Here is a 25,240-nt window from a genome sequence, read left to right as displayed (position 1 = left end):
TCACCGGCTGGTTCCGGTCCGGACGACGGCGACCGGGCTCGGCGCGTGCAGCACCGCGCCGCGCGCCACCGAACCGAGCAGCAGACCGGCGAAACCCCCGTGTCCGCGGTGGCCGACGACGAGCAGTCGCGCCCCGTCGGCGGACGCGGCGAGCTCGGCCACCGGATGCCCGCCCGGCGCCCTGCGGTGGACGGTGACCCGCGGGTGGCGCTCGTCCCACCCCGCGAGTTGCTCGGCGAGGGACCGGTGCGCGGCGTCGCGCAGGTCGGCCGTTTCGTAGGGCAGGCGCGGAACGACCGGGGCGTACTCGGGATCGCGCCACACGTGCACCGCCACGAGGTCGGTGCCGTGGCGCTCGGCGGCCTCGAAGGCGAATTCGAGCGCGTCCCGGCTGGACGGCGAACCGTCCAGGCCGACGACGACCGGGCCGGTCCGGGGGTACCCGCGCACCACGACGGCCGGGCACCGCGCGTGGGTGGCGACCTTGGCGCTCACCGAGCCGAGCAGGGTCGCGGCCACCGGTGCGCGCCCCCGGGAACCGACCACCACGAGCCGGGCGTGGTGGGACAGCTCCACGAGCACGTCAGCGGGCGAGCCGTGCCGGACCTCTGGGGAGATCTCCAGGTCCGGACGCGATGCGGCGAGCACGGTCGCCAGCCCTGAGACGGTCCGCGCCGCGCGGTCGTCGTCCAGGTCGTCGTCGGGCGCCAGCACGACCCGCAACCGCGCCGGCGCGCGCAGCACCGCCTCGTCGGCGGCCCACGAAGCGGCGTTCAAGGAGGGCGCGGACCCGTCCACGCCCACGACGATCGGATCGTCCACGGCCATCACGACGCACCCCTGGCGTTGCGCACGACCGCGACCGGGCACCGCGCGTGGTGCAGCACCCCGACGGCGACGGATCCCAGGAACAGGCCGCCGAAGCCGCCGCGTCCCCGGTGGCCCACGACGAGCAGCCGCGCGTCGCGGGCCGCGTCGGTGAGCGAGGCAACCGGGTGCCCCCGCTGGGCGACCTCGCGGGTGCGGACGTCGGGGTGCTCGGCGCGGAAGTCGGCGGTCTGCTCGGACACGGAACGTTCGACGGCCCGCTCCACCCGCTCGCGGTCCTCCGGCGGCAGCGGGACGGACAGCAACCCCTCCTCGCGCCAGGTCTGCATCACCACCAGCTCGGCCCGCAGCCGCTCGGCGGCGGCGAAGGCGAACCCCAGCGCTTCCCGGCTGCCGTCGGAACCGTCGACCCCGACGACCACCGGCCCGACGGTGGTCGGGACGTCCCCGCGCACGACGACGACGGGACAGCTCGCGTGGGCGGCGACACCCGTGCTCACGCCGCCCAGCAGGGCTTCGGTGAAACCGCCGAGACCCCGCGCCCCGACGACGAGCAGCGGTGCCGTGCCGCTGAGCCGGAGCAGTTCGTCCACCGGGTGCCCGGACACCACCTCCGCGGTCACCGCCACGTGCGGGAACGCCGAGGTGCACCTGCTCTCGGCCTTGCGGACCGCCTGCTCGGCGAACTCGGCGCGGACCGGGTCGTCGTTGACGAGGACGAGGTGCAGCCCGGTACCGCGACGATCGGCTTCGGCAGCCGCCCACGAAGCGGCGCGCAATGCCGGGTCCGACCCGTCCACTCCGGCCACGACCGGTCCTGCCCGTGACGTCATGTCGAACTCCCTGGTGAAGAAGGCCGTCTCGCTCCCGGAGTACCCGGACCGAGCGGTTACCCGACAGCGGACTCCCGGGGATCTCCCAGCGCCGATCGACTGCTGCGGTGTAAGCGCGATCGGTGGTATCAGTGTCGACTGAAATCAAGCCCAACATCGGCCGCGCCCTGCCCGTCGCCCTCACCGAAGCCGGGCGGTCACTGCTCGACCAGGCAGACGGGATCGTGCTCGACGTGGACGACCGGATGACCGCCGATCTCGCACCCGACGACGTGCGCCGGCTCGCCTCACTGCTGACCACCTGCGTGCGGAACCTGAGATCCTGTCGTTGAACTCGTTGTGGTCGGCGGTGCCGGTGGCGGAACCCCCGCTCGGTCGCTTGCGAAGTCCGGGTGTCCCGATGGCGCGCCTGAATCCGTGGTCCACTTCGGACGACCCCGGGCCGCGCGGTCGTCGCGATCGGGATCGCGGCCCGCCACCTGCGACCGGTGGTGATCGGCGATGTCCACTCCTTTGGAGCAGTCCGCGCCCTGCAACTCGTCCGTCCTGTATGGACTGAGCTCTCCGGCGGCGGGGGGCAAACCCTCCATGTGGGGGTGCTGGTGCGCTCTGGCCGGAGCAACGATGTGGTCGTCGGTGTGGGACTTCTGCCTCTCGGGGGCGGAGCTGCGCGGGCGTAGCACGGCTGCTCCGCACGCATCCCGGTGACCGCCGGGCGGTTCCCCGAGTGCGCGTGGTCCGTCGGCGTCGGGTGTCAACGAGCCGGCGCGGAGTGTGAGGAGCGACTCGTGAGGTACCGGATTCTGGGGCCCCTCCAGGTGGCGGGCGCGCGGGGGCTGTCGGCCGTCAGCGCACCCAAGGTGGGACGACTGCTCGCCGCCCTGCTGATCAGGGCGGACCGGATCGTCTCGCGGGAGGAGCTGGTCCGCGAGTTGTGGCCCGCGGACCCGCCGCGGCGGGCCACGGCCGCCCTGCACGTGCACGTCTCCCAGCTGCGCAAGCTGTTGCGGCGCTCCGGCGGGGGCGATCCGATCGGCACGGAGGCTCCCGGGTACGTCCTGCGCACCGAGCCCGGCGAACTGGACCTGCACGTCTTCCAGCAGCGGGTCGGCGACGGGCGCCGCCACGCCCGCGCGCAGCAGCACGAGGACGCCGCGCGGTCGTTGCGGTCGGCGTTGGCGATGTGCCAGTCGCCGCCGCTGCCCGGTCTGGGCGGCGGGCCGATCGCCGACGGATTCGTCCGGTGGTTCGGCGACGTCCGGGCCGAGTGCGCGGAAGCCGCGGTGGAATCGAGCATCAGGCTGGGACGGCACCACGAGGCGACCGAGCTGCTGCGCTCGATGCTCGACGCGTATCCGCTGCGCGAGGGCTTCTACCGGCAGCTCATGCTCACCATGCACCGTTCCGGTCGCAGGGCCGAGGCGCTGGCCGTGTACCAGCACGCGCGCAGGGTCATCAAGCAGGAGCTGGGCCTGGAGCCGTGCCAGGCCCTGCGCGACCTGGAACGGACCGTGCTGTCGGCCGGGGAGAACGGCGCGCCCGCCCGGGCGGGATGACCGAACCCCGGCGTCAACCGGCCAGCGCGGCGGTGATGTCCCGTGCCACCGCGTCGAGGTTGTCGTCGAGGTAGAAGTGCCCTCCCGGGTGGACGGTGAGGTCGAACCCGCTCGTCGTGTGTTCCTGCCAGCTCGACGCCTGCTCGGCGGTGACCACCGGGTCGCGGTCGCCGACGACGACCGTGATCGGGCACCGCACGGCCGCGCCGCGCGGGCAGGAGTAGTTCCCGATGGCCCGGTAGTCCGCGCGGACCGCGGGCAGGATCATCGCCGCCATCTCCGGGTCGGCCAGCACGGTCTGCGCGGTGCCGCCCAGGCGGGACATCTCGCCCAGCAGCCCGGCGTCGTCGAGCAGGTGCACCTTCCTGGTGTCCGGAGTGGACGGTGCGCGGCGCGCGGAGGCGAACAGGCGCAGCGGACCGGTCCCGGTGACCTCCAGCCTGCGCGCGACCTCGAACGCCACGACCGAGCCCATGCTGTGGCCGAAGAACACGTGGCGCTCGGCCAGGAGCGGGGCCAGGGCTTCGGCGATGTCGTCGGCCAGCTCGTCGATGCTGGTGGGGACCGGCTCCCGGCGGCGTTCCTGACGTCCCGGGTACTGCACGGACAGCGTCGCCACGTCGGGCGCCAACCGTCGCGCCAGCCGGCTGAAGTAGCTCGCGGATCCGCCCGCGTGCGGGAAGCAGACCACGTGCGGACCGCCGTCCGGGCGCGGCCCGAAGCGCCGGATCCACGGGTTCTTCGTCGGGGAGGGGGTCATCGGCAGCCCTCGCAGGTGTTCGGCGGGTGGGGAGCGGGAAGGGTGGTCGGCGACGTGGCCGACCACCCTTCCACCGGTCAGTCGGGGAGGTTGAGCACCGCGATGTGCACCTCGCCCCGGCAACGGCCGCCTCCCGCGTCCCAGTACTGGAAGCCGGTGTCGACGACCAGCATCGGCGCGCCACCTCCCGGGGTCTGCCGCCGCACCGACCGGAACTCGATCTCGCCCTCGAAGGCGCGCGGGTCGATGGGCCGGTGGAACCGGCTGGTGAACCGGGCGATGAGGATGTCCGGCAGCTGGTGCTTCCAGTAGTCGCTCATCGTCCAGCCGCTGAACTCCGGGATGAGTCCCCATTGGACCGCCGCGGCGATCGTGTAGTACAGCATCTGATTGTAGCAGATGGTGACCTCGACCGCGTTGAGGTGGCCGGTGTCGTCGATGTAGCACGACTCCGGGATGGCGAACTCGCACCGGGTGATCGTGGTGTCGTCCCGCGGCGTGACGATCGCCGACTTCAGGTACTCGCAGTGCTGCTTGTACGGACGCAGCACGTTGGCGAGCAGGTCCGCGTCGGTGGGCAGGGAGGCCGCGTGCACGTGCCTACACCTCCTCCGTTTCGTACAGCTTGCGGGTGTCGTGCACGGTGACCCGGTGGGAGACCGTGGGTTCCGGCGTGGTGGTGTGCCGCGCGCGGTGGATCAGGCTGCGGTTGTCCCAGACCAGCAGGTCGCCCTTCTCGAACTCCTGGAGGTGGATGTTGTCGTGCTCCAGGTCCTCGTCGAACTGCCCGGTCGCGTCGAACAGCCGCTTCAGCAGGTCGCCGTCGACCTCGCCGCCGGCGGGGTCCTCGATGCCGACGGTGAAGCCCTCGCTGATGTAGAGCACCGTCTCGCCGGTCATCGGGTGCTTGAACGTCGTCGGGTGCACCACCTCGGGCGTCTTCTGCTCGATCTCCTGGATCAGCTCGGAGACCGGTTTGTAGACGTCCTGCGGGCGGATCTTGAAGTACTTGCGGACGCTGTGCCGGGCGCGGGTCCCGGCGACCTCCGCCTGCAACTCCGCGGGCAGCCTCCGGTACGCCTCACCCATGTCGATGAAGTAGGTGCCGCGGTTCTTCTGCGGGATGACCTGCGGGTAGATCAGCGTGATGCCGAACGGGTCGGGCATGAACTGGTAGTCGGCGTGCCAGAACTTGCCGGTCTTCGGCACGCCGATCTGCTTGCCGTTCTCCGGCACGTTCGACGACACGAAGATGTCGGGGAACTCCGGGTGGTGGTACATCGGCTCGTAGTAGGCCTCCGGCCGTCCCAGCCGCTGTCCCAGCGCCAGGAACTGCTGCGGCGAGAGGTCCTGGTCCTTCAGGACCGCGATCTTGCTGGTGTAGACGGCCTGCTTGAGCGCCTCGACGTCCGCGTCGGTCGCCGTGGTGTGGTCGAAGCCGGTGACGGTGACGCCCAGCTTCTTGCCCTGCTGCGGCTCGATCTCCATGTGCGTTGCCACTCCTGTGCGTAGGGGTCGTTGCGATCGCGGTGGTTCAGGACGAGCTGGGGGACAGCTCGGCGAGCTTGGCGTCGATCAGCGACGCGGTTTCGGCGAGGGTGAGGTCGTCGGTCAGTTCGTCGTCCTCCAGCGCGATCCCGAGTTCGCGTTGCAGCTGGAGCGTGAGTTCCACGACGGTGAGCGAGTCGACGCCCAGGTCGTGGTAGGTCGTCTCGGGAGTCGTGTCCTCGGGCGTCACGCCGTGGACGTCCTGCAGGATGGCGACCAACCGGTCGTAGCTGGTGCTGTTCATCGTTCGTCCCTCACGTTGTCGTTGCCAGGTCGGGCCAGCGCAGGACGCAGGAGCCCCACGCCAGTCCGGCGCCGAAGGCGGTCAGGAGCACCCGTTGTCCCGGGCGCAGTTCGCCGTTTGCCGCGGCGGCGTCCAGGGCCAGCGGGATGGAGGCGGCACCGGTGTTGCCGACGTCGACCAGGTGGCGGGCGCAGCGCTCGTGGTCGATGCCCAGTTCGTCGGCCACCGACTGCAGGATGCGCAGGTTGGCCTGGTGCGCCACCAGGTGGTCCACCTCCTCGGGCTTCCAGCCCGCGGCGGCCAGGGATTGCCGGGCGGAGCCGGACATGCGCGTCACCGCGTGCCGGAAGATCTTCTTGCCCTGCATCTCCAGGTGCTGCTCGGCCCGGGTCGGTGACCGGTCGGTGGTGCGCTGGCGGGAACCTCCGGCCGCGACGATGGCCAGGTCCTCCCCGGTGCCGTCGCTGCCCAGCACGAAGTGCCCGACCGCGCCGGGTTCGTCGTCCTCCCCGGCCCGCAGCACCACGGCGCCCGCCCCGTCGCCGAAGATGATGGCGTTGGTGCGGTCCTCCGGGTCGACGATGGAGGAGTAGACGTCGGCGCCGATCACCAGGACACGCCGCGACGCGCCGGTCGAGATCATCCCGGCGGCCGTGGCGAGGGCGTAGACGAACCCGCTGCACGCCGCGGCGACGTCGAACGCAGCCGCGTCCCGCAGGCCGAGCCGCGACGCGACGAGCGGTGCGGTGGCGGGCAGCGGGCGGTCCGGGGTCGCGGTGGAGACCAGGACCGCGTCCGGTGCGACCGCACCGGCGGAGCGCAGCGCCCGAGTTCCGGCCGCCACGGCCAGATCGGAGGTGGCCTCGCCCGGCTCGACGAAGCGGCGTTCGCGGATACCGGTGCGGGTGGTGATCCACTCGTCGGTGGTGGCCAGGCGTTGCGAGAGTTCTTCGTTCGTGACGACCCTGGGCGGAACCCAGCCGCCGATTCCGCACAACACGGCCGCTCGGGCGGTGGATCTTCGGCTGATGCTCACGACGGCACCTCGGTTTGGGTTGGGGAACGGTTTTCCTCCGGACCGGGGGTGAGAGCAACGAAAATGCACTTGCGGACGGATGTCAACGAAAGGACCCGGTTCCTAAAAGGGGTCTAAAAGTGCGCTAAGCGTCCGGGATCACGTCCGACGTCGCCGGCGGTGTTCCGCCGGGTGCCGCCGGTTCCGCCGATGAACTGCGGTGATGTGCGCTGCCGAGGGTTGCGTTCGCCGGTTCCGCGGGCCTTCCCGGCGAGCCGGACGGCGCTGGGATCCCTTGCGGGACGCGGTGTTCCTGCCGTATCACAGGACCACCGGAACGGCTTGTCCGCCATCCGCCGACAAGGCCGTCGGCAATCCCTCTGATTCCGCGCCGTTGATTTCTTCTCGTCCCGCGTCCTCGCGCGGGCTTTGGAGGAGCGAATTCCATGGATCCAACACCAGCGCCCGGCCGGTCGGGGCGTCCCGATGGGACGCTGCTCGACCTGGTGCGCGAGCAGGTGGCCGACCTCCTCGGGTACGACGACCGCGCCGACGTGGCGACCGACGCGTCCTTCCTCGACCTCGGGATGGATTCGCTCACCGCGGTCGACCTGCGCGACCGGCTGACCGCGGCCTGCGGGATCGCGATCTCGTCCACTGTGGTCTTCGACCACCCCACCCCGGTGCAGCTCGCCGCCCACCTCGAAACCCGCGTCGGGAACGGCTCGGCCGCCGACGAGCCGGGCGCGGCCGGGGAACCGGTCTCCGCCGCTGACGAGCCGATCGCGATCGTGGGGATGGCCTGCCGACTGCCCGGTGGCGTGGAGTCGCCGGAGGACCTGTGGCGGCTGGTGTCCGCGGGCGGCGACGGCGTCGGTCCGTTCCCCGACGACCGGGGCTGGGACCTGGAGTCGCTGTACGACCCGGACCCCGACCGGCAGGGCACTTCCTACGTCCGCGAGGGCGGTTTCCTCGACCACGCCTTGGATTTCGACGCGGGTTTCTTCGGAGTGCCGCCGCGCGAGGCGGAAGCGATGGATCCGCAGCAGCGGTTGTTGTTGGAGACGTCGTGGGAGGCGCTGGAACGCGCGGGAATCGACCCGTCGTCGTTGCGGGGCAGTCGCACCGGGGTGTACGCCGGGATCGCGAACTTCGACTTCCCGGCGGTCGCCAAGACCGTGCCGGACGGCGACATGTACCGGATCACCGGCACGCACAACAGCGTCGCCTCCGGCCGGGTGGCGTACGTGCTAGGACTGGAGGGGCCCGCGCTGACGGTGGACACGGCGTGCTCGTCGTCGTTGGTGACGATGCACCTGGCCGCGCAGGCGCTGCGGCACGGCGAGTGCTCCCTGGCGCTGGCCGGCGGGGCGACCGTGCTCGCGGGTCCGGACGTCTTCCTCGGGTTCTGCCGCCAGCGCGCGCTGTCCCGGGACGGGCGGTGCCGCGCGTTCGCCGCGGCCTCCGACGGTTTCGGCCCCGCCGAGGGAGCCGGAGTGGTGGTGTTGGAACGCCTCTCGGACGCGCGCCGCAACGGACACCGGGTGTTGGCGGTGCTGCGGGGTTCAGCGGTGAACCAGGACGGGGCGAGCAACGGGTTGACGGCGCCGAACGGTCCGTCGCAGCAGCGGGTGATCCGGCAGGCGTTGGCGAACGCGGCACTGTCACCGTCCGATGTGGACGTGGTGGAGGCGCACGGCACGGGGACGCCGCTGGGCGACCCGATCGAGGCGCAGGCGTTGTTGGCGACCTACGGCGCAGACCGGGAACACCCGCTGCTGTTGGGGTCGGTGAAGTCGAACATCGGCCACACCCAGGCTGCCGCGGGCGTGGCCGGGGTGATCAAGGCGGTGTTGGCGCTGCGGCACGGCACCGTGCCCGCGACGTTGCACGTGGACGAACCGTCGCCGCACGTGGACTGGTCGTCGGGCGCGGTCGAGCTGGTCACCGAACCGGTGCCGTGGCCGGCGGTGGACCGGCCGAGGCGGGCGGCGGTGTCGTCGTTCGGCATCAGCGGCACCAACGCGCACGTCATCCTGGAACAGGGCCCGGAAACCGAGGACGAGCCGAGCGGCGAGTCCGGCGCGCTGGACGGGACCGTGCTGTGGCCGGTGTCGGGCCGGTCGGAGGCGGCGTTGCGGGCGCAGGCCGGTCGTCTGGCCGACTTCCTCGCCACCGACCCGGCGGGCAGCGACAGCGCCATCGCCGGGGCCCTGGCGCGCAGCCGGACCGCGTTCGAGCACCGGGCGGTGGTCGTGGCCCGGGACCGCGCGTCGGCGGTGGCGGACCTGCGGGCGCTGGCGGACGGCCGGCGTCCTGCCCGCGCGGCCGCGGGTTCCGCGCTGGACGGCGGGGTCGTCCTGGTCTTCCCCGGCCAGGGGGCGCAGTGGCGGGGGATGGGGCGCGAGCTGCTGGAGTCCTCGCCGGAATTCGCCGACTGGGTGGCCGAGTGCGAGGAGGCGTTCGCGCCGTACCTGGACTGGTCGTTGACCGAGGTGCTCCGCGGCGACCCGAACACCCCGCTGGAGTCCGTGGAGTTCGTGCAACCGGCGTTGTTCGCGATGATGACCGGCCTGGCGGGGTTGTGGCGGAGCTGCGGGGTGCACCCGGCCGCCGTGGTCGGACATTCGCAGGGCGAGATCGCGGCCGCGTTCGTGGCCGGTGCGCTGACCCTGCCGGACGCGGCGCGCGTGGTCTGCTCGCGCAGCAGACTGCTCACGGACCTGGTCGGTCGCGGCGCGATGGCCTCGGTGCCGCTGGGCCGGGACGAGGTGGAGCGTCGTCTGTCCGAATGGGACGGTCGGATTTCGGTCGCAGCCATCAACTCCGCCGAGCTGACCGTGGTGTGCGGGGAGCCGGACGCGGTGGCCCGGTTCGTCACCGACCTCGACGGCGAAGGAATCCGGGCGCGGCACGTGCCGATGGACCGGGCCAGCCACTCGGCCCAGATCGACGTGCTCGAAGAGCCGATGCGGCAGGCGCTGGCGGGCCTGCGCCCGCGCTCGTCCGGGACCGCCTTCTGCTCCTCGGTGACCGGGGACGTGCTCGACACCGCCGGACTGGACGGCGACTACTGGTACCGCAACCTGCGCCAGCCGGTCGAATTCCAGGCAGCCGCGCGGACGCTGGTGGAACAGGGGCACCGGATCTTCCTGGAGGTCGGCCCGCACCCGGTGCTGACCGCTCCGTTGGAGCAGATCCTTCACCCAGCACCGCGCGGCGGTGCGGTGCTGGGCACGCTGCGCCGCGGCGAGGGCGGGTTCGACGAGTTCGCGGGCGCGCTGGCCCGGGCGCACGTGTCCGGAGTGGACGTGGACTGGTCGGCGGTCCTGGGCGTCAGTCCGGTGCGCACGGACCTGCCCACCTACGCGTTCCAGCGCGAACGCCACTGGCCGCGCCCTCCGGCGGTCTCGGCGGCCGATCCCGCCGCGCTGGGCCTGCACGCCGCGGGGCACCCGCTGCTGGGCGCGGCGGTGGACACCGCCGAGGACGGCGCCACGCTGCTGACCGGCCGCATCGCGCTGCGGACGCACCCGTGGCTGGCCGACCACGCGGTGGCCGGGACGGCGCTGCTGCCCGGGACGGCGTTCGTGGAACTCGCGGCCCGCGCGGGACGGGAAACCGGCTGCGAGGAGATCGCCGAACTGGTGCTGGAAGCCCCGCTGCCGATCCCGGACGAGGGGCACGTCCAGCTCCAGGTCCGGGTTTCGGCCGCCGACGAGGCGGGGCGGCGCGCGCTCGCGGTGCACTCGCGTCCCGGCGACCCGGACGTCGGTCCCTGGACCCGGCACGCCACCGGCGTGCTGAGCCCGGCCGTTCCCGGCACGGGCACGTTCGACGTCCCCGGCGACGCCACGCCGGTCGACGTCGAGGACTTCTACGCCCAGGCCGCCACCCGTGGTTACGACTACGGCCCCGCGTTCCGGGGGTTGTCGGCGATGTCGCGGCGCGATGCGGAGATCCTCGCCGAGGCGCGCCTGCCGGAGGCGGCCGGTGATGCGGGGGGATATCTGCTGCACCCCGCCCTCCTCGACGCCGCGCTGCACCCCGTCGCGCTCGACGCCGAGCGGGCGCGGCTGCCGTTCTCCTGGCGCGGCGTCGTGCTGCACGCGCCCGGCGCCTCGGTGGCGCGGGTCCGGCTGGTGCCGGTCGGACCGGACGCGGTGGCGCTGACCGCGTCCGATGTGGACGGACGTCCGGTGGTCTCGGTGGCGGAGCTGACCCTGCGACCGGTGGCCGCAGACCAGCTCGCCGCCCTCCGCGGACCGCACCGCGACGCGCTGTTCAGCACGCGGTGGCAGCAGGTCGACCCGCCCGCGCCGAGCGGAACGGCGGCCGTGCTGGGCGAGGACCTGGCCGTGCCGGGGGCCGAGCGGCACCGGGACCTGGCCGCGCTGCTCGCGTCGCTCGACGCCGGTGGCACCGCGCCGGACGTCGTCTTCGCCCCGCACCTGCCCGGATCCGACAGCGGCGCCGACACCGCCGAGCGGGTGCGGACCGCGACCTGCCGCGCCCTGGCACTGCTGCAGACCTGGCTCGCCGACGAGCGGTTGGCGGACTCGCGCCTGGTCGTGGTCACCCGGGGAGCCCTCGCCGCGGGCCCCGACGAGGGCGTCGCGGACCTGGCGCACGCGGCGCTGTGGGGGCTGGTCGGGTCCGCGCGCAGCGAGCACGGCGACCGGTTCGCCCTGGTGGACACCGACGAGGACGCCGCGTCCGTCGCAGCGCTGCCCGCCGCCGCGGCCACCGGTGAACCGCAGCTCGCGGTGCGCGCCGGAGCGGTCCGGGCGCCCCGCCTGGTCCGCGCCGCCGCCACCGGTTCGGCCCCGGAGGCCCCGGACGGCGGGACCGTGCTCATCACCGGCGGCACCGGCGCGCTCGGCAGCCGGTTCGCCCGGCACCTGGTGGCCGAGCGGGGAATCCGGCACCTGCTGCTGGTCGGCCGCCGCGGACCGACGCCGGACAGCGCCGAGCTGGAACGCGAACTCACCGAGCTCGGCGCGCAGACGGTCACCACCGCCGCGTGCGACGTCGGCGACCGGGACGCGCTGGCCCGCCTGCTGGACGCGATCCCGGCCGACCGCCCGCTGACCGGGGTCGTGCACGCCGCCGGTGTTCTCGACGACGGGGTCATCGGCTCGCTCGACCCGCAGCGGGTCGCGCGCGTGCTGCGCCCGAAGGCGGACGCCGCGCTGCACCTGCACGAGCTGACCGAGCACCTGCCGCTGCGCTGGTTCGTGCTGTTCTCCTCGGTCGCCGGGGCGCTGGGCGCTCCGGGGCAGGGCAACTACGCGGCGGCGAACACGCTGCTGGAAGCCCTGGCCTACCACCGCCGCGCCGCCGGGCTGCCCGCCACCGCGTTGGCCTGGGGGTACTGGGAGGACACCGGCGGCCTGACCGAGGCGGTGGACCAGGAGGCGCTGGCCGCCCAGCTGCGCCGCATCGCGATGCTGCCGCTGCGCACCGAGCAGGGCCTCGCGCTGTTCGACGCCGCCTCGGCCACCGGCGAACCGGTGCTCACGACGGCGCGGGTGGACGTCGCGTCGCTGTCCGAGCGCCCCACCGTCCCACCGCTGCTCAGCGGACTCGTCCGGTCCCGGAAGCAGCGCAGCTCGACCGGGACCGGCTCGACGGACCGGATGGCGGCCCTGTCCGGGCCCGACCGCGAGGCGGCGCTGCTGGACCTCGTGCGCGACCAGGTCTGCGCCGTGCTCGGACGCTTCACACCCGACGAGATCGCACCCGACCGGCCCCTCCCGGAGCTCGGGTTCGACTCGCTCACCGCGATCCAGCTCCGCACCGCCCTCGCCGAGGCGACCGGCCTGCGGCTGTCCCCGACGGTCGTCTTCGACCACCCCACACCCGAGGAACTGGCCCGGGAACTCGGCAACCGGCTCGCCCCCGCGGACCCGGAACCCGCCGCGACGGGAGTGGCATCGGCCCACCTCGACAGCTTGGAGACCGCGCTGGAGGCGGCAGACCCGCAGGAGCGCGACGAGGTGCTCGCCCGGCTCGGGGCCCTGCTGGCCGCGCACCGCCCGGACGACCTGGCCGCCGCCTCCGACGAAGAACTCTTCGAGCTGATCGACGACGAACTCGGCGCGAACTGACAGCACCGGGGCGAGGGAAGGGTGCCCATGCCAGCAGACGACCAGCTCCGCGACTACCTCCGGCGCGTGACGCTCGAACTGCGCCGCACCAAGCAGCGGCTGCGGGACGCCGAGGACCGGTTGCGCGAACCGATCGCCATCGTCGGGATGTCCTGCCGCTTCCCCGGCGGTGTCCGGTCACCGGAGGACCTGTGGCGCCTGCTGCTCGCCGAGCAGGACGCCGTCACGACCCTGCCGTCCGACCGCGGCTGGGAGCGGGCACTCCGCCTCGACGGGGTGGAGTGCCCGCGCAAGGGGGGATACCTGCACGACGCCGCCGACTTCGACCCGGAACCGTTCCGGATGACCGAGCACGACGCGCTGGCCACCGACCCCCAGCAGCGGTTGCTGCTCGAAACGGCCTGGGAGGCGTTGGAACGGGCCGGGATCGCCCCGACGTCGTTGCGCGGCAGCGCGACCGGCGTGTTCGCCGGGGTGATCTACAACGACTACGGCGGCACGGTGCGGCGGCCTCCCGACGGTTTCGCCGGCGACGTGCTGGTGGGCAGCGTGCCGAGCCTGGCCTCCGGCCGGATCTCCTACGCGCTGGGCCTGCGCGGACCGGCGGTCACCGTGGACACGGCGTGCTCCTCGGCGCTGGTCGGGCTGCACTCCGCCGTGCACGCGCTGCGGAACCGGGAGTGCTCGCTGGCGCTGGTCGGGGGAGCCACCGTGATGGCCACCCCGGTGACGCTGCTGGCCTTCACCCACCGAGGTGCGCTCGCCGCGGACGGGCGGTCCAAGTCGTTCTCCGCCGCGGCGGACGGTTGGGGACTGGCCGAGGGCGCCGGAATGCTCGCGCTGCAACGGTTGTCCGACGCCCGTCGCGAAGGCAGGCCGGTGTTGGCGGTGGTGCGGGGTTCCGCCGTCGTCCAGGACGGCGCTTCGCACGGCCTCACCGCGCCCAACGGCCAGGCCCACCGGCAGATGATCCGCCAGGCGTTGGACGCGGCAGGACTCCCGGCCGCCGCCATCGACGCCGTCGAGGGCCACGGCACGGGAACTCCCCTCGGTGATCCGATCGAGGTGCAGGCGCTGCTGGACACCTACGGGGCCGACCGGCCGCGGGGTCGCCCGCTGCGGCTCGGCTCGGTCAAGTCCAACCTCGGCCACACCCAGGCGGCGGGCGGCGTCGCCGCCGTGGTCAAGGTCGTGCTCGCGCTGCGCCGCGGTGTGCTGCCCAGGTCGTTGCACGCGGAGAAGCCGTCACCGCACGTGGAGTGGCAGGACGACGCCGTCCGGCTGCTCACCGAGGCGCTGCCGTGGCCGGAGACCGGGCAACCCCGCCGGGCGGCGGTCTCCTCGTTCGGCGTCAGCGGCACCAACGCGCACGTCGTCGTCGAACAGGCCCCGCCCGGCGACGCCCCGGCGGCACCCGGACCGGATCCCGAAGTGGTGCCCTGGCTGCTGTCCGCGGCCTCGCCGCCGGCGCTGCGCGCCCAGGCCGCCCGGCTCGCCGAGCACCTGGCCGAGCACCCGGAACTGCGCGACGTCGACGTCGCCCGGTCGCTGGCGACCGGGCGCGCGGCGCTGGAACACCGCGCCGGCGTGGTCGCCGCCGGACCGCAGCGGCGCCGCGAGGCGCTGACCGCCCTCGCCGAGGGCCGCTCGGCACCGGGCCTGGTGCACGGCCCGGATCCGGGGGACGGCCGGCGGTCGCCCGAACGGTCCTTCGTGGACGAGTTCTGCCGGGGCGGTGCGGTGGACTGGTGCACCGCATTCCCGGATTCCGACGCCAGATCGGTCGACCTGCCCACCTACGCCTTCCAACGCCGGCGCTACTGGCTGGACGCCGAACGATCCTGAAAGGACACCCACCATGACCGGTATCACCGAACCCGGGCCGGAGGGGCGGACGCTCGACGCGCGTCTGGCCTTCCACGCGCGGAGCAGACCGGACCACGTCGCGATCGCCCACGAGGACCGCACCGTCGACTACGCGACGCTGCACCGCGAGAGCACCGCGACCGCCCGGGCGTTGCGCGCCTGCGGGCTGACCCGCGGCTCGCGCGTCGCCTACCTGGGCAAGGAGTCGGAGCACTGCTACGAACTGCTCTTCGCCTGCGCCCGGAGCGGTGCGGTCTTCGTCCCGGTGAACTGGCGGTTGGCACCCGACGAGGTCGAGTACATCCTGCGGGACTCCAGCGCCGAACTGCTCTTCGTCGAGGAGGAGTTCCTGCCGGTGGCCCGCGCGCTGCGGGCCGAACTGCCGGAACTGCGCGACGTGGTTCCCGTCGGGGAGCTGCGGGAGTGGCGGGAGACCGGCGCGGGAACCGAGCTGCCCGGCGGTTGCGACCCCGACGACCCGATCGCCCAGATGTACACCAGCGGGACGACCGGATACCCGAAGGGCGTCGTGCTGGCGCACCGGACCTTCTTCGCGGTGCGCGACCTGTTGGACAGCAACGGCCTCGACTGGATCGACTTCCGGGACAGCGACATCAGCCTCCTCGGCATGTCGGCCTCGCACATCGGCGGGATCTGGTGGGCCACCCAGGGGTTCAACGCCGGGATCACCAACGTGGTCGTGCGGTCCTTCGGTGCCGAGGACGTCCTGCAGCTGATCCGCGACCGGGGCATCACGACCGCCATCCTGGCGCCCGCGATGCTGCTGATGCTGCTGGCCGAACCCGGTGTCCGCCCCGCGGACTTCGCCGCGCTGCGCAAGGTCGTCTACGGCGGCTCGCCCATCTCCGAATCCCTGTTGCAGCGCTGCCTGGACACGATGGGCTGCGAGTTCGCGCAGATCTACGGCCTGACCGAGACCGGGAACACGGCGGTGTGCCTGCCCCCGGCCGACCACGTGCCCGGCAGTCCGCGGCTGCGGGCGGCCGGTCGGCCGTACCCGGGGATCGAGCTGAAGGTCGTCGACCGGGACGGTCGCGACGTCGGCACCGGGGTGGTCGGCGAGGTCTGCATCAGGACGCCCGCCCGCATGCTGGAGTACTGGCGGTTGCCGGAGGCGACGGCGGCCACGCTCGTCGACGGCTGGGTGCACACCGGCGACGCGGGCTACCTGGACGACGACGGCTACGTCCACGTCCAAGACCGCATCAAGGAGATGATCATCCGCGCCGGGGAGAACATCTACCCCGCCGAGGTGGAGAACGCCCTCAGCGCGCACCCCGCGGTGCTCGACGTCGCGGTGGTCGGGGTCCCGGACGACCGGTGGGGCGAGGCGGTGCACGCGTTCGTCGTGCTGCACCAGGGGAAATCGGTGGCACCGCACGAGCTGCGGGCCTTCGCGCGCGGGCGGATCGCCGACTTCAAGATCCCCACCCGGTACGCGTTCGTCGACGAGGTCCCCCGCAACCCCAGCGGCAAGATCCTGCGCCGCGTGCTCCGCGAGGAGTTCTGGAGCGGACGCGACCGGGCCGTCAACTGATCTGGCGACCGGAGAAGACGTGACCGGTGCGAACCCGCGGTTCGCCACCACCTTCGACCGAAAGGGAGAGTCGTGACCTATCTGCTCGATCCCGCGTGGCACGCGGAGAAGACCCGGCTGGACGACCTGGCCGCGCACTACGACCCGGGCACGGCGGCCGTGTTCGACCGCATCGGTGTCGCGCCGGGCTGGCGGTGCGCGGACATCGGCGCCGGTGGGGGCAGCGTGGTCGAGATGCTCGCCGACCGCGTCGGACCCGGTGGGCACGTGCTCGCCGTCGACAACGACACCCGCTACCTGGAACCGCTGGCGGGCGGTCAGGTCGAGGTCCTGGCCGCCGACATCACCGCGGACCCGCTGCCCGCCGACCACTTCGACCTCGTGCACGCCCGGTTGCTGGTCGAGCACCTGCCGTCGGCCGAGGACGCGATCGGTGCGATGGTCGCGGCGGTGCGGCCGGGCGGCTGGCTGGTGGTGGAGGACCTCGACTGGTCCACGGTGTCGACCGTGGATCCGCCTTCCCCGGCCCACGAACGCGTCCTGCGGGCGTTGCGGGAACTGTTCGACACGATGTCCTACGACCCGTGTTGCGGGCGCACGTTGCCCCGCGCGCTGCGTCGCGCCGGGCTGGACGACGTCGGGTTCCGCGCCGAACCGAGGCCGCTGACCGCCGACCGCGAGCGGGGCGTGCCGCTGTGGGAGATGTTCGTCGACCAGCTGGCGCCACACCTGCTGGGCGGGGGACTGCTGACCCAGGCGGACCTCGACGCGTTCCACCGGCTGTGGCACGACGGCGAGTCCACCGGTTTCGGACCGCTCATGGTCAGCGCCTGGGGGCGCCTGCCGGGCGGCGCGTGAGCCGGTGCGCCACGGGCGGCCACCGCGATCCGGTGGCCGCGGCGCCGTGGTCTTCGGTTGGCGCCACGTGCTCCCGGCACCGGGACTGGCACTGAGGTATACCGACCTGTATAGTCGCGGCCGTGGGTAAACAGGTCGGTATACCTGACGCGCCGGTGCTGTCCGCGGCGTCGGTGTCCGGCCCGCGACCGTCCGATGAGGACGAAAGCCGGGGAGGGAACACCATGGCCTTGCTGACCGACGACCTCGTCGTCGACGGAGTGCGGCTGGCGTACCGCGACCACGGTCGGGGCGAGCCGGTCGTCTTCATCCACGGCACGCCGTCGCACTCCTGCGAATGGCGCAACGTCGTGCCGCGGATCGAGGCGGCCGGCTACCGCGCCGTCACCTACGACCTGCTGGGGTACGGGCTGTCCGAGCGGCCGACGAGCCGCGACACCTCGGTCGCGGCGCAGACGGACCTGCTCGGAGCCGTCCTCGCGGAACTGGGCCTGGACCGCGTGAACATCGTCGCCCACGACATCGGTGGCGCCATCGGTCAACGATTCGCGATCGCGCACCCCGAACGCGTCCGCCGCCTGGTGCTCATCGACACGGTCAGCTACGACTCCTGGCCGTCGGCGACCTGGCGGAAGATCATCGACGAACACCTCGACGACTACCGGAACCTGACGCAGGACGCGTTCAACGCGCTGCTCACCCGTCAGCTGGAGATGACGGTCGCGACCGGAGGCGGGATGGCCGAGGACGTCCTCGACGCCTACCTGGCGCCCCACCAGTCGGCCTTGGGCCGGGCGTCCTTCTTCGAACACCAGGTGCGGCACTACGACTCGAAGTACACCGAGGAGATCAGCGACCAGCTCGGCGGGCTGACCATGCCCGTCCGCGTCCTCTGGGGTGCGGACGACCGGTGGCAGCCGCTCGACTACGCCCGCCGCCTCGGCGACGACATCCCCACGGCCGAACTCGTCGTCATCCCGAACGCCGGCCACTTCGTCATGGAAGACGCCCCGGAACGGGTCACGCGCGAGATCATCGACTTCCTGGCTGTTCCGGCGTCGGTCTGACCGGTCCGCAGCCGGCGGAGACCGGGCCTTTCGGCGAGCAGTGGCGGGCCCGGGCCGCGCCCGCCGGGCGACGGGTTCGGCCTGCGCCGCACCGGCGTCGCGGCGCCCGTTGACAGCGTGGGTGTGGCACTCCCAGGAAGACAGCGCCCTGCCACCGCGGGTCGCGCGCCGCCACCGTGGTGGACATGTCCAGCAACTCCGAAGTCCACAGCACGCAGCGGGACAAGGTCGTGCTCGTCACCGGCGCCAGCAGCGGGATCGGTGAAGCCCTCGCCGCCCGCTTGGCCGCCGAGGGGCACCACGTCGTCGCCGGTGCGCGACGCATCGACCGCCTGCACGCGCTGGCCGAGCGCGTGCAGGCGGCCCGCGGCGGCGTTCACCCGGTGCGCCTGGACGTCACCGACCGAGCCGACGTCGGCGCCTTCGTGCAGGGGGCCCGCGACCGGTTCGGACGCGTCGACGTCCTCGTCAACAACGCCGGCGTCATGCCCCTGTCGCGCCTGGACAGCCTGCTCGTCGAGGAATGGGACCGGATGATCGACGTCAACGTCCGGGGCCTGCTGCACGGCATCGCCGCGGCGCTGCCGCACTTCACCGCGCAGGGCTCGGGCCACTTCGTGACGATCGCGAGCATCGGCGCCCACCAGGTCGTGCCCACCGCAGCGGTGTACTCCGGCACCAAGTACGCCGCCTGGGCGATCACCGAGGGCCTGCGCCAGGAGTGCGACCCCGCGATCCGGGTCACCACGATCTCGCCGGGCGTCGTCGAGTCCGAACTCGCCGACTCCATCACCGAGCCCGGGGCGACCGAGGCGATGCGCACCTACCGGGCGCACGCGATCGCCCCGGACGCCATCGCCGGTGCCGTGTCGTACGCCCTGGACCAGCCGGCGGACGTCGACGTGAACGAGATCGTCGTGCGCCCGGCCCGTCAACGCTGACCACCACACCACGAGAAGGAACCATGACCACCACCTCCCTCCCGAACAGCTGGGACCTCACCGGTCGCGTCGCCGTCGTCACCGGTGCGGCCCGCGGCATCGGGCACGCCACCGCCGCACTGCTGCGCGAGCGCGGCGCCCAGCTGGTCGTCACCGACCGGTCCGAGGCCGTCGAGGAACTCGCCGCGAGTGATCCGGACAACGTGGCCGCACTCGTCGGGGACGTCGCCGACGAGGAGTCCGCGCGGGCGGCCACGCGGCTGGCCACCGACCGGTTCGGACGGCTCGACATCCTGGTCAACAACGCCGGCCGCACCCTGAACAAGCCGATCACCGACACCACCGCGGAGGACTTCGACGCGATCCTGCGCGTCAACGCCCGCGGCAACTTCGTGCAGGCGCGCGAGGCGTTCCGGGTGATGCAGGCCGCCGGCGGTGGTGCGATCGTCTCGATCGCGTCGGTGTCCTCGGTCGTCGCCTTCGACACCCAGACCGCCTACGCCGCGTCCAAGGGCGCGCTGGCCCAGATCACGCGCGTGCTGGCCATCGAAGGCGGCCGCCACGGCATCCGCTCCAACGCCGTGCTCCCCGGCGTCATCGACACCGACATCATGGAAGGCGTCGTGGAGAACGGGCGCGCGATGCTCGCCTCCTTCGGCGACGCCCACCCGATCGGCCGGATCGGACGACCCAGCGAGGTCGCCGAAACCGTCGCCTTCCTGGTCTCCGACGCCGCCAGCTTCGTCACCGGCGCGCTCGTCGCCGTCGACGGCGGGTGGACGGCGCAGTGAGTCACGGCACCGGCGTGTTTCGGATGCTTTGCGCGGCGGTGCCGGCTGCGAGACCGCTCGCCGGAAGAGAGCGACCGGCGCCGCTGATGAATCACGCGCTAGCCGCCCGCGGTCCGGGACGTGGCGCCGACCACGGCGTTCGCGGTGACGATCACGCCCACCGCCAGCCAGGACGCCCCGTCGAGGTGCTGGTCCAGCACCACCGTGCCGACCAGCGCCGCCAGCACCGGGTTGACGCTCATGAAGATGCCGAAGTAGTGGGCCGGAACTCGGCGCAGGGCCAGCAGATCGGACAGGAACGGCACCGCGGAGGACAGCACTCCGGCGGCCAGCGCGCAGCCCAGCGCGCCGGCCGTGGGCGGGTGGTTCCACAGGACCAGGGCGCCGACGGGCACGTACACCAGTCCGGACACGGCCGCCGAGGCCGCCAGCCCTCCGAGCCCCGGCAGCCGCCTGCCCACGGTGCGGTTGAGCAGGATGTAGCAGCCCCAGCACACCGCGGACAGCAGCGCCAGACCGATGCCGAGGTAGTCGGTGGACGGCTGGGGTGCGGTGAGTTCGACCACCGCGGCAGCGGCGGCGAGCGCGCAGACCAGGTCGGTGCGGCGGCGGGAACCGATCAGAGCGACGGTGAGCGGCCCCAGGAACTCCAGGGTGACCGCGAGGCCGAGCCCGATCCGCTCGATCGCGGTGTAGAGCGCGAGGTTCATCGTCGCGAACACCACGGCCAGCCCGAGCACCGGCCGCCACTGGGCGGCGGTGAACGAACGCAGCCGGGGACGGCCGGCGCTGAGCAGCGCGGCGGCGGCCACCCACTGCCGGATCGCCACCACCCCGGTGGGCCCGATCACCGGGAACGCCAGCGCGGCCACGGCCGCCCCGACCTGGTTGGACAGTCCACTGCCGAACATCAGCGCCACCCCGGCGGCCCGCGAGCCCGTGCCGGGCGCGGTGGTGGCGGTGCTCTCCTGCGATTCCGAGATGGTCACACCCGCACCATGGACCGGCCCGTCGGATGCGCAAAATGCATCCGACGCACCATCTATACGATGAACGCATGGACGGTCGTGCCGAACTGGAGTTGAAGCACCTGCGGTGCCTGGTCGCCATCGTGGACACCGGCAGCTTCACCGACGCCGCGATCGAGTTGGGTGTTTCGCAGGCGGCGGTCTCCCGGACCCTGCTCGCGCTGGAGCGGGCCCTCGGCGTCCGGCTGCTGCACCGGACGAGCCGGACGATCTACCCCACCACCGCCGGCGTGCGGGTGCTGGCCCGCGCCCGGGTGCTGCTGAGCGGCGCCGAGGAACTGGTCCGGGAGGCGGCCGCCGGCCACACCCGGCTGCGCATCGGCCACGCCTGGTCCGCGTTCGGGCGCCACACCGCCGAGTTCCAGCGCCGCTGGCGGGACCGCTACCCGGACGTCGAGCTCCAGCTGATCCGGCACAACACGCCCACCGGCGGGCTCGCCGAAGGGCTGTGCGATCTGGCCGTCATCCGGGCTCCCGTCGACCGGCGGCACTGGTCGCACGCGGTCGTCGGCCACGAGCGCCGCTACGTCGCACTCGCCACCGACGACCCCTGGGCGCGCAGGCGCAGCATTCGGCTGGCCGAGATCCCCAGCCGCACCCTGGTGCTCGACCGCCGGACCGGCACCACCACGCTGGACCTGTGGCCGGAAGGCGCCCGCCCGGCCGTCGAGTACATCCAGGAGATCGACGACTGGCTGGCCGCCATCGCCACCGGCCGCTGCGTCGGCGTCACACCGCACGCGACCACCACCCAGTACCGCCGGGACGGGATCAGCTACCGCCCGCTGCGCGATGCCGATCCCGTTCCCGTGCACCTCATCTGGCGGCGGCACGACCCGCACCCCGCCACGCACGGCGCCGTCGCCCTGCTCGCCGAGCTCTACCGGGAACGCGGCTGACCGGACCTCGGCGGCCGGCTCGGCCAGACCGTCCGCCTGCTGGGCGCGGGGCGCGTGGTCGGCAGCACCGCCGAGAAGAGCGATCGTTCGCCGTTGCGATGTCCTGTTTTCGGCGGTGTCGACCGCGGCCGGCGCGCTGGACAATGCGTTCCGCCGGAAGGGCGTCGACGTGGTGAGGAGATCTCGTGGACCGCGATTTCGGTGCCGGTTGGGTGCCCGAGGGGATCGACACCACCAAGGCCAGCCCCGCCCGGGTCTACGACTACGGCCTGGGTGGCAGCCACAACTTCGCCGTGGACCGGCGCGTGCACGAGGAGTTCCGCCGGATCTCGCCCACTGCCGCGCAGTCCGCGTGGGACAACCGGGCCTTCCTGCGGCGGGCGGTGCGCTTCTGCCAGCAGCAGGGCATCGCCCAGTTCCTGGACCTGGGATCCGGGGTGCCCACGGTGGGCAACGTCCACGAGATCGCGCAGCAGCACGACCTGGCGGCGCGGGTGGTGTACGTCGACATCGACCCGGTCGCCGTGGCCCATTCCCGCCGCCTGTTGGCGGGCGACGACCGCGCCACCGCGTTGCGGGCGGACATGCGCGACCCGGAGTCGATCCTGGGCCATCCCGATACCCGGCGGCTGCTGGGCTTCGACCGGCCGGTGGCGGTGCTCATGGTCGCCGTGGCCCACTACCTCACCGACGACGACGGCCCGGCGGCGATCCTGGACCGGTACCGGTCGGTGATGGCCCCGGGGTCGCTGCTGGTGTTCTCGCACATCACCAATGAGGACTTCCCCGAGGAGATCCGCCGCGGCGAGGAGATCTTCAACGCGCACCTGGCCGAACCCATGACGGCGCGCAACCGCGCCCGGATCAGCGCCCTGCTCGACGACTTCGACCTGGTGGAACCGGGTCTGACCTATCCGGCTCTGTGGCGCCCGGACGGACCGCTGCCCGCGGGGCAGGACCCGCGCCGGTCGGCGTGCCTGGCCGCGGTGGGCCGACCGCGCGCCTGATGGTCCACTGAGGACGGTCGGATGGGTCAGCCGTGCCGGAAGGGCAGCATGTCGGCGAGTTGCTCGTCGGAGGCTGCCAGGTCGGCCAGCCGGTCCGGCGTCCGGCTGGCCGTGGCCACGTCGTCGGAGTCGAGCCGGCCGGGGTGGTTTCCGCGGTGCTGAGGCCGAGCGACGGGGGCTCCCGGCGGTGGGGAGCCCCCGTCTGACCCGGTCGTGGTCCAGACGGGGCAAGACCGGCGACCGGGCCCGCTTGATCAGCTCACCTTGGCGCCGGCGTGGATCGCGACGGCGTCGGAGGCGTTGACGGACAGTTGCGCCTTGCCGTCCGGGCCGACCGTCACCGTCGGGCCGGTGCACCCGCCGTTGCCGAGGTCACCGTGGATGACGTCGCAGTAGGTCCCGGCGGGCAGTCCGGTCTGCAGGGTTTGCGCGAGGGTCCCGCCTTCGTTGTTGATGGCGACGAATCCTTTGGCGCCACGGCTGAACGCGATCTGGTTGTTGCCGTTGGACCACCAGTTGGCCACGTCGGTCCCGCGGACGGCGTTGTGGAACCCGACCATGTTCGCGATCGGCCGCTTCTGGTGCTCGCACTCCCAGCCGGAGCCGCACTTCACCGGGGAGACCTTGCCGTCGGAACCGGCCGGCGGCGAGTCGTCGTGACCGTTGAAGGTGTAGCTGGACATGACCTTCGGCGTGCCGTAGTTCCAGCCCAGCGCGAAGATGTTCGCCAGCACGTACTGCTGACCGTCCTTGTAGGACAGCGTGCTGCCGTCGCGCTGGGTGTCGTGGTTGTCCACGAAGGACACCGCCTTGTCGCTGGGTTCCATCCCGGACCCGAAGTCGGACAGACCCGCGATGCTGCCCTGGAAGGCCGACTTCAGGCCGCGTCCGAACCGGAACTCCAACAGCGAGCCGGTCGGCTCGTACTGGTTCGGCTGGACCGCGTCACCGGATCCACCGGCCGACACCTCCTGGTAGATGAACGCCGGTTTGCCGAGCTTGCCCTCGATCGCCGCGATGTCGTCCACGGGGATGTGCTTGGCCGCGTCGAGCCGGAAGCCGTCGACGCCGAGGCTCTCCAGGTCGTTGAGGTAGCCGGCGAGTTTGGTGCGCACGCCGTCGGATTCGGTTTTCAGGTCAGCGAGCCCTTCCAGTTCGCAGAACTGGACGTTGTGCGCGTCGGTGTAGTTGTTCACCGTGCACGGCGGCTGGTGGAAGTCGTCCTTGGTGTACAGGTTCGGGTAGTCGTACTTGTCCGGGAAGGACGTTCCGTCGTAACCGGTTCCGCCGCCGTCCTGCCCGGTCATGTGGTTGAGCACGGCGTCGGCGTAGACCTTCACACCGGCCGCGTGGCAGGTCGCCACCATGTTCTGGAACTCCTCGCGGTTGCCCATCCGGGAGTTCAGCGCGTAGCTGTTCGGCTGGTAGACCTCCCACCACGGGTGGCCCTTGTCCGGCAGCGACGCCGAACTCGCCGGCGGGGACACCTGGACGGCGCCGTACCCCTTGGGGCCGAGGACGTTGGTGCACTCGGACGCGACGCTCGCCCACGGCCACTCGAAGAGCTGGACGATGGTGTCGTTGTCCGTCGCCGCGGTCGCGGTGCCCGCGGGGAGCGCGGCCGGTACCGCGGACGCCGCCGCGACGGCGGCACCCAGCCACGCCATCCGGCGTCTGGTGCCGCGACGGGCGGATCCGCGCGAACGTGCGGGGATTCTCACGCTTGCCTCCTGTGGACGCGTATCGATGACCGTGCCCGATGCCGGATTCGCGGAATCCGGGCGGTGGGGCAGGGGTCGGCCTTGCGTGGAACACGGGATGAACCCCTCGTCGGCGCCTCGGCCACGCGCCCAGCCATCAGCCGCCACGAGGAGGCGGTCCTGCCGCGTGCCGCACCATGTCCCGCCGGATGCGGCGCGGTCAAGGGACTCCTGCAATTTTGCAGCAAGGTTGCGCCGAACGTCCGGTGGCGGGCGGGCCGTCGGACGCATCGACATCCGGCTTTCGGCCGTGGGATCGACGGTGTTCCGGCGGCGCGGCGGATGTTCTTGCAAATTTTCCGCAAAATCTTCCATCGCTGAATCGATGTTGTTAACGTGGCCGCCACACGCGGACCGACACCGGACAGGAGGCCGAATGGGATCCGACGGCTCACGGCAGCGGCCCCGCTCCCGCGGACGGCGGGGGCCGTCGTGCCGGAGTTGCGCGGCATCCCACCGCACCAGCACGACCGACGAGCTCCCGGAGGGGCGGTCGAGGGTCAGCCCAGCCCGCGTGCCGGGCCGGTGCCATGACTCGACGCGCCCGGCCGTCCCTCCGGGTCCCACGCGG

General features: G+C 72.7%; 19 protein-coding genes and 1 pseudogene. 11 read left to right on the top strand and 9 right to left on the bottom strand.

The window, feature by feature from the left end:
• Nucleotides 1-828: a universal stress protein gene (locus tag NV263_RS18130; RefSeq protein ID WP_263247512.1), complete on the bottom strand. Its 828-nt coding sequence runs from the start codon at nt 826-828 to the stop codon at nt 1-3.
• Nucleotides 828-1,661, bottom strand: a complete 834-nt coding sequence (locus NV263_RS18125) for a universal stress protein (protein WP_263247511.1) — start codon at nt 1,659-1,661, stop codon at nt 828-830. Before NV263_RS18125 ends, NV263_RS18130 begins: the two co-directional genes overlap by 1 nt.
• 131 nt (nt 1,662-1,792) lie before the next feature.
• On the opposite strand from NV263_RS18125, the gene NV263_RS18120 reads away from it, so the two are divergent.
• Nucleotides 1,793-1,993: a hypothetical protein gene (locus NV263_RS18120; protein ID WP_263247509.1), complete on the top strand. Its 201-nt coding sequence runs from the start codon at nt 1,793-1,795 to the stop codon at nt 1,991-1,993.
• A 456-nt stretch (nt 1,994-2,449) separates the two neighbouring features.
• Nucleotides 2,450-3,217, top strand: coding sequence for an AfsR/SARP family transcriptional regulator (locus NV263_RS18115; RefSeq protein ID WP_263247507.1), 768 nt, complete (start codon nt 2,450-2,452; stop codon nt 3,215-3,217).
• A 13-nt stretch (nt 3,218-3,230) separates the two neighbouring features.
• Here NV263_RS18115 and NV263_RS18110 read toward each other — a convergent pair whose 3' ends face one another.
• The 5 genes from NV263_RS18110 to NV263_RS18090 form a co-directional block, all read right to left on the bottom strand.
• Nucleotides 3,231-3,977 carry a thioesterase II family protein gene (locus NV263_RS18110; protein ID WP_263247506.1) on the bottom strand — a complete coding sequence of 249 codons (747 nt, stop codon included), beginning with the start codon at nt 3,975-3,977 and terminating at the stop codon, nt 3,231-3,233.
• Nucleotides 3,978-4,054: 77 nt separating this feature from the next.
• Complete coding sequence (gene scoD, locus NV263_RS18105) at nt 4,055-4,573, bottom strand: (2E)-enoyl-ACP glycyltransferase (RefSeq protein ID WP_263247504.1); 519 nt, start codon at nt 4,571-4,573, stop codon at nt 4,055-4,057.
• A 4-nt stretch (nt 4,574-4,577) separates the two neighbouring features.
• Nucleotides 4,578-5,465 carry a (3R)-3-[(carboxymethyl)amino]fatty acid oxygenase/decarboxylase gene (gene scoE / locus NV263_RS18100; protein ID WP_263247502.1) on the bottom strand — a complete coding sequence of 296 codons (888 nt, stop codon included), beginning with the start codon at nt 5,463-5,465 and terminating at the stop codon, nt 4,578-4,580.
• 46 nt (nt 5,466-5,511) lie between these two features.
• Nucleotides 5,512-5,769 carry an acyl carrier protein gene (locus tag NV263_RS18095; protein ID WP_263247500.1) on the bottom strand — a complete coding sequence of 86 codons (258 nt, stop codon included), beginning with the start codon at nt 5,767-5,769 and terminating at the stop codon, nt 5,512-5,514.
• A gap of 10 nt (nt 5,770-5,779) precedes the next feature.
• Nucleotides 5,780-6,799: a beta-ketoacyl-ACP synthase III gene (locus tag NV263_RS18090; RefSeq protein WP_380757557.1), complete on the bottom strand. Its 1,020-nt coding sequence runs from the start codon at nt 6,797-6,799 to the stop codon at nt 5,780-5,782.
• Nucleotides 6,800-7,278: 479 nt separating this feature from the next.
• Here NV263_RS18090 and NV263_RS18085 point away from each other — a divergent pair.
• The 7 genes and pseudogenes from NV263_RS18085 to NV263_RS18055 form a co-directional block, all read left to right on the top strand.
• A pseudogene (locus NV263_RS18085) lies at nt 7,279-12,894 on the top strand (SDR family NAD(P)-dependent oxidoreductase); the annotation flags it as partial.
• 27 nt (nt 12,895-12,921) lie between these two features.
• Complete coding sequence (locus NV263_RS18080) at nt 12,922-14,739, top strand: beta-ketoacyl synthase N-terminal-like domain-containing protein (protein WP_263247497.1); 1,818 nt, start codon at nt 12,922-12,924, stop codon at nt 14,737-14,739.
• Nucleotides 14,740-14,752: 13 nt separating this feature from the next.
• Nucleotides 14,753-16,318, top strand: a complete 1,566-nt coding sequence (locus NV263_RS18075) for a long-chain-fatty-acid--CoA ligase (RefSeq protein ID WP_263247496.1) — start codon at nt 14,753-14,755, stop codon at nt 16,316-16,318.
• A 72-nt stretch (nt 16,319-16,390) separates the two neighbouring features.
• Nucleotides 16,391-17,176, top strand: coding sequence for a methyltransferase domain-containing protein (locus NV263_RS18070; protein WP_263247495.1), 786 nt, complete (start codon nt 16,391-16,393; stop codon nt 17,174-17,176).
• 224 nt (nt 17,177-17,400) lie between these two features.
• Nucleotides 17,401-18,243, top strand: a complete 843-nt coding sequence (locus NV263_RS18065) for an alpha/beta fold hydrolase (RefSeq protein WP_263247494.1) — start codon at nt 17,401-17,403, stop codon at nt 18,241-18,243.
• A 185-nt stretch (nt 18,244-18,428) separates the two neighbouring features.
• Nucleotides 18,429-19,184: an SDR family oxidoreductase gene (locus tag NV263_RS18060; protein WP_263247493.1), complete on the top strand. Its 756-nt coding sequence runs from the start codon at nt 18,429-18,431 to the stop codon at nt 19,182-19,184.
• Between the two features lie 23 nt (nt 19,185-19,207).
• Nucleotides 19,208-19,975: an SDR family NAD(P)-dependent oxidoreductase gene (locus NV263_RS18055; protein ID WP_263247492.1), complete on the top strand. Its 768-nt coding sequence runs from the start codon at nt 19,208-19,210 to the stop codon at nt 19,973-19,975.
• Nucleotides 19,976-20,073: 98 nt separating this feature from the next.
• Here NV263_RS18055 and NV263_RS18050 read toward each other — a convergent pair whose 3' ends face one another.
• On the bottom strand, nt 20,074-20,964 hold the full coding sequence (locus tag NV263_RS18050; RefSeq protein WP_263247491.1) for an EamA family transporter: 891 nt from the start codon (nt 20,962-20,964) through the stop codon (nt 20,074-20,076).
• A 68-nt stretch (nt 20,965-21,032) separates the two neighbouring features.
• Here NV263_RS18050 and NV263_RS18045 point away from each other — a divergent pair, with 68 nt between their 5' ends.
• Nucleotides 21,033-21,902, top strand: a complete 870-nt coding sequence (locus NV263_RS18045) for a LysR family transcriptional regulator (protein ID WP_263247490.1) — start codon at nt 21,033-21,035, stop codon at nt 21,900-21,902.
• 185 nt (nt 21,903-22,087) lie between these two features.
• A complete protein-coding gene (locus tag NV263_RS18040) occupies nt 22,088-22,909 on the top strand; it encodes an SAM-dependent methyltransferase (protein WP_263247489.1) in 822 nt (273 codons plus the stop codon).
• 254 nt (nt 22,910-23,163) lie between these two features.
• Here the strand turns inward: NV263_RS18040 and NV263_RS18035 are convergent, their stop codons facing one another.
• Complete coding sequence (locus tag NV263_RS18035; protein ID WP_263247488.1) at nt 23,164-24,576, bottom strand: alpha-amylase; 1,413 nt, start codon at nt 24,574-24,576, stop codon at nt 23,164-23,166.
• Between the last annotated feature and the right edge of the window lie 664 nt (nt 24,577-25,240).

The organism is Saccharopolyspora rosea, from assembly GCF_025643595.1.
Lineage (GTDB): Bacteria > Actinomycetota > Actinomycetes > Mycobacteriales > Pseudonocardiaceae > Saccharopolyspora > Saccharopolyspora rosea.
The sequence above is the reverse complement of the archived record's forward strand: the minus strand, read 5'-3'. Positions and strand labels throughout refer to the sequence as shown.

What these genes read in the sequence shown, in the direction of transcription:
- NV263_RS18110 (WP_263247506.1), bottom strand. Translation starts at nt 3,977, where the DNA reads ATGACCCCCTCCCCGACGAAGAACCCGTGGATCCGGCGCTTCGGGCCG.
- NV263_RS18125 (WP_263247511.1), bottom strand. Translation starts at nt 1,661, where the DNA reads ATGACGTCACGGGCAGGACCGGTCGTGGCCGGAGTGGACGGGTCGGAC.
- NV263_RS18055 (WP_263247492.1), top strand. Translation starts at nt 19,208, where the DNA reads ATGACCACCACCTCCCTCCCGAACAGCTGGGACCTCACCGGTCGCGTC.
- NV263_RS18075 (WP_263247496.1), top strand. Translation starts at nt 14,753, where the DNA reads ATGACCGGTATCACCGAACCCGGGCCGGAGGGGCGGACGCTCGACGCG.
- NV263_RS18130 (WP_263247512.1), bottom strand. Translation starts at nt 828, where the DNA reads ATGGCCGTGGACGATCCGATCGTCGTGGGCGTGGACGGGTCCGCGCCC.
- scoE (WP_263247502.1), bottom strand. Translation starts at nt 5,465, where the DNA reads ATGGAGATCGAGCCGCAGCAGGGCAAGAAGCTGGGCGTCACCGTCACC.
- NV263_RS18080 (WP_263247497.1), top strand. Translation starts at nt 12,922, where the DNA reads ATGCCAGCAGACGACCAGCTCCGCGACTACCTCCGGCGCGTGACGCTC.
- NV263_RS18065 (WP_263247494.1), top strand. Translation starts at nt 17,401, where the DNA reads ATGGCCTTGCTGACCGACGACCTCGTCGTCGACGGAGTGCGGCTGGCG.
- NV263_RS18060 (WP_263247493.1), top strand. Translation starts at nt 18,429, where the DNA reads ATGTCCAGCAACTCCGAAGTCCACAGCACGCAGCGGGACAAGGTCGTG.
- NV263_RS18035 (WP_263247488.1), bottom strand. Translation starts at nt 24,576, where the DNA reads ATGGCGTGGCTGGGTGCCGCCGTCGCGGCGGCGTCCGCGGTACCGGCC.
- NV263_RS18045 (WP_263247490.1), top strand. Translation starts at nt 21,033, where the DNA reads ATGGACGGTCGTGCCGAACTGGAGTTGAAGCACCTGCGGTGCCTGGTC.
- NV263_RS18095 (WP_263247500.1), bottom strand. Translation starts at nt 5,769, where the DNA reads ATGAACAGCACCAGCTACGACCGGTTGGTCGCCATCCTGCAGGACGTC.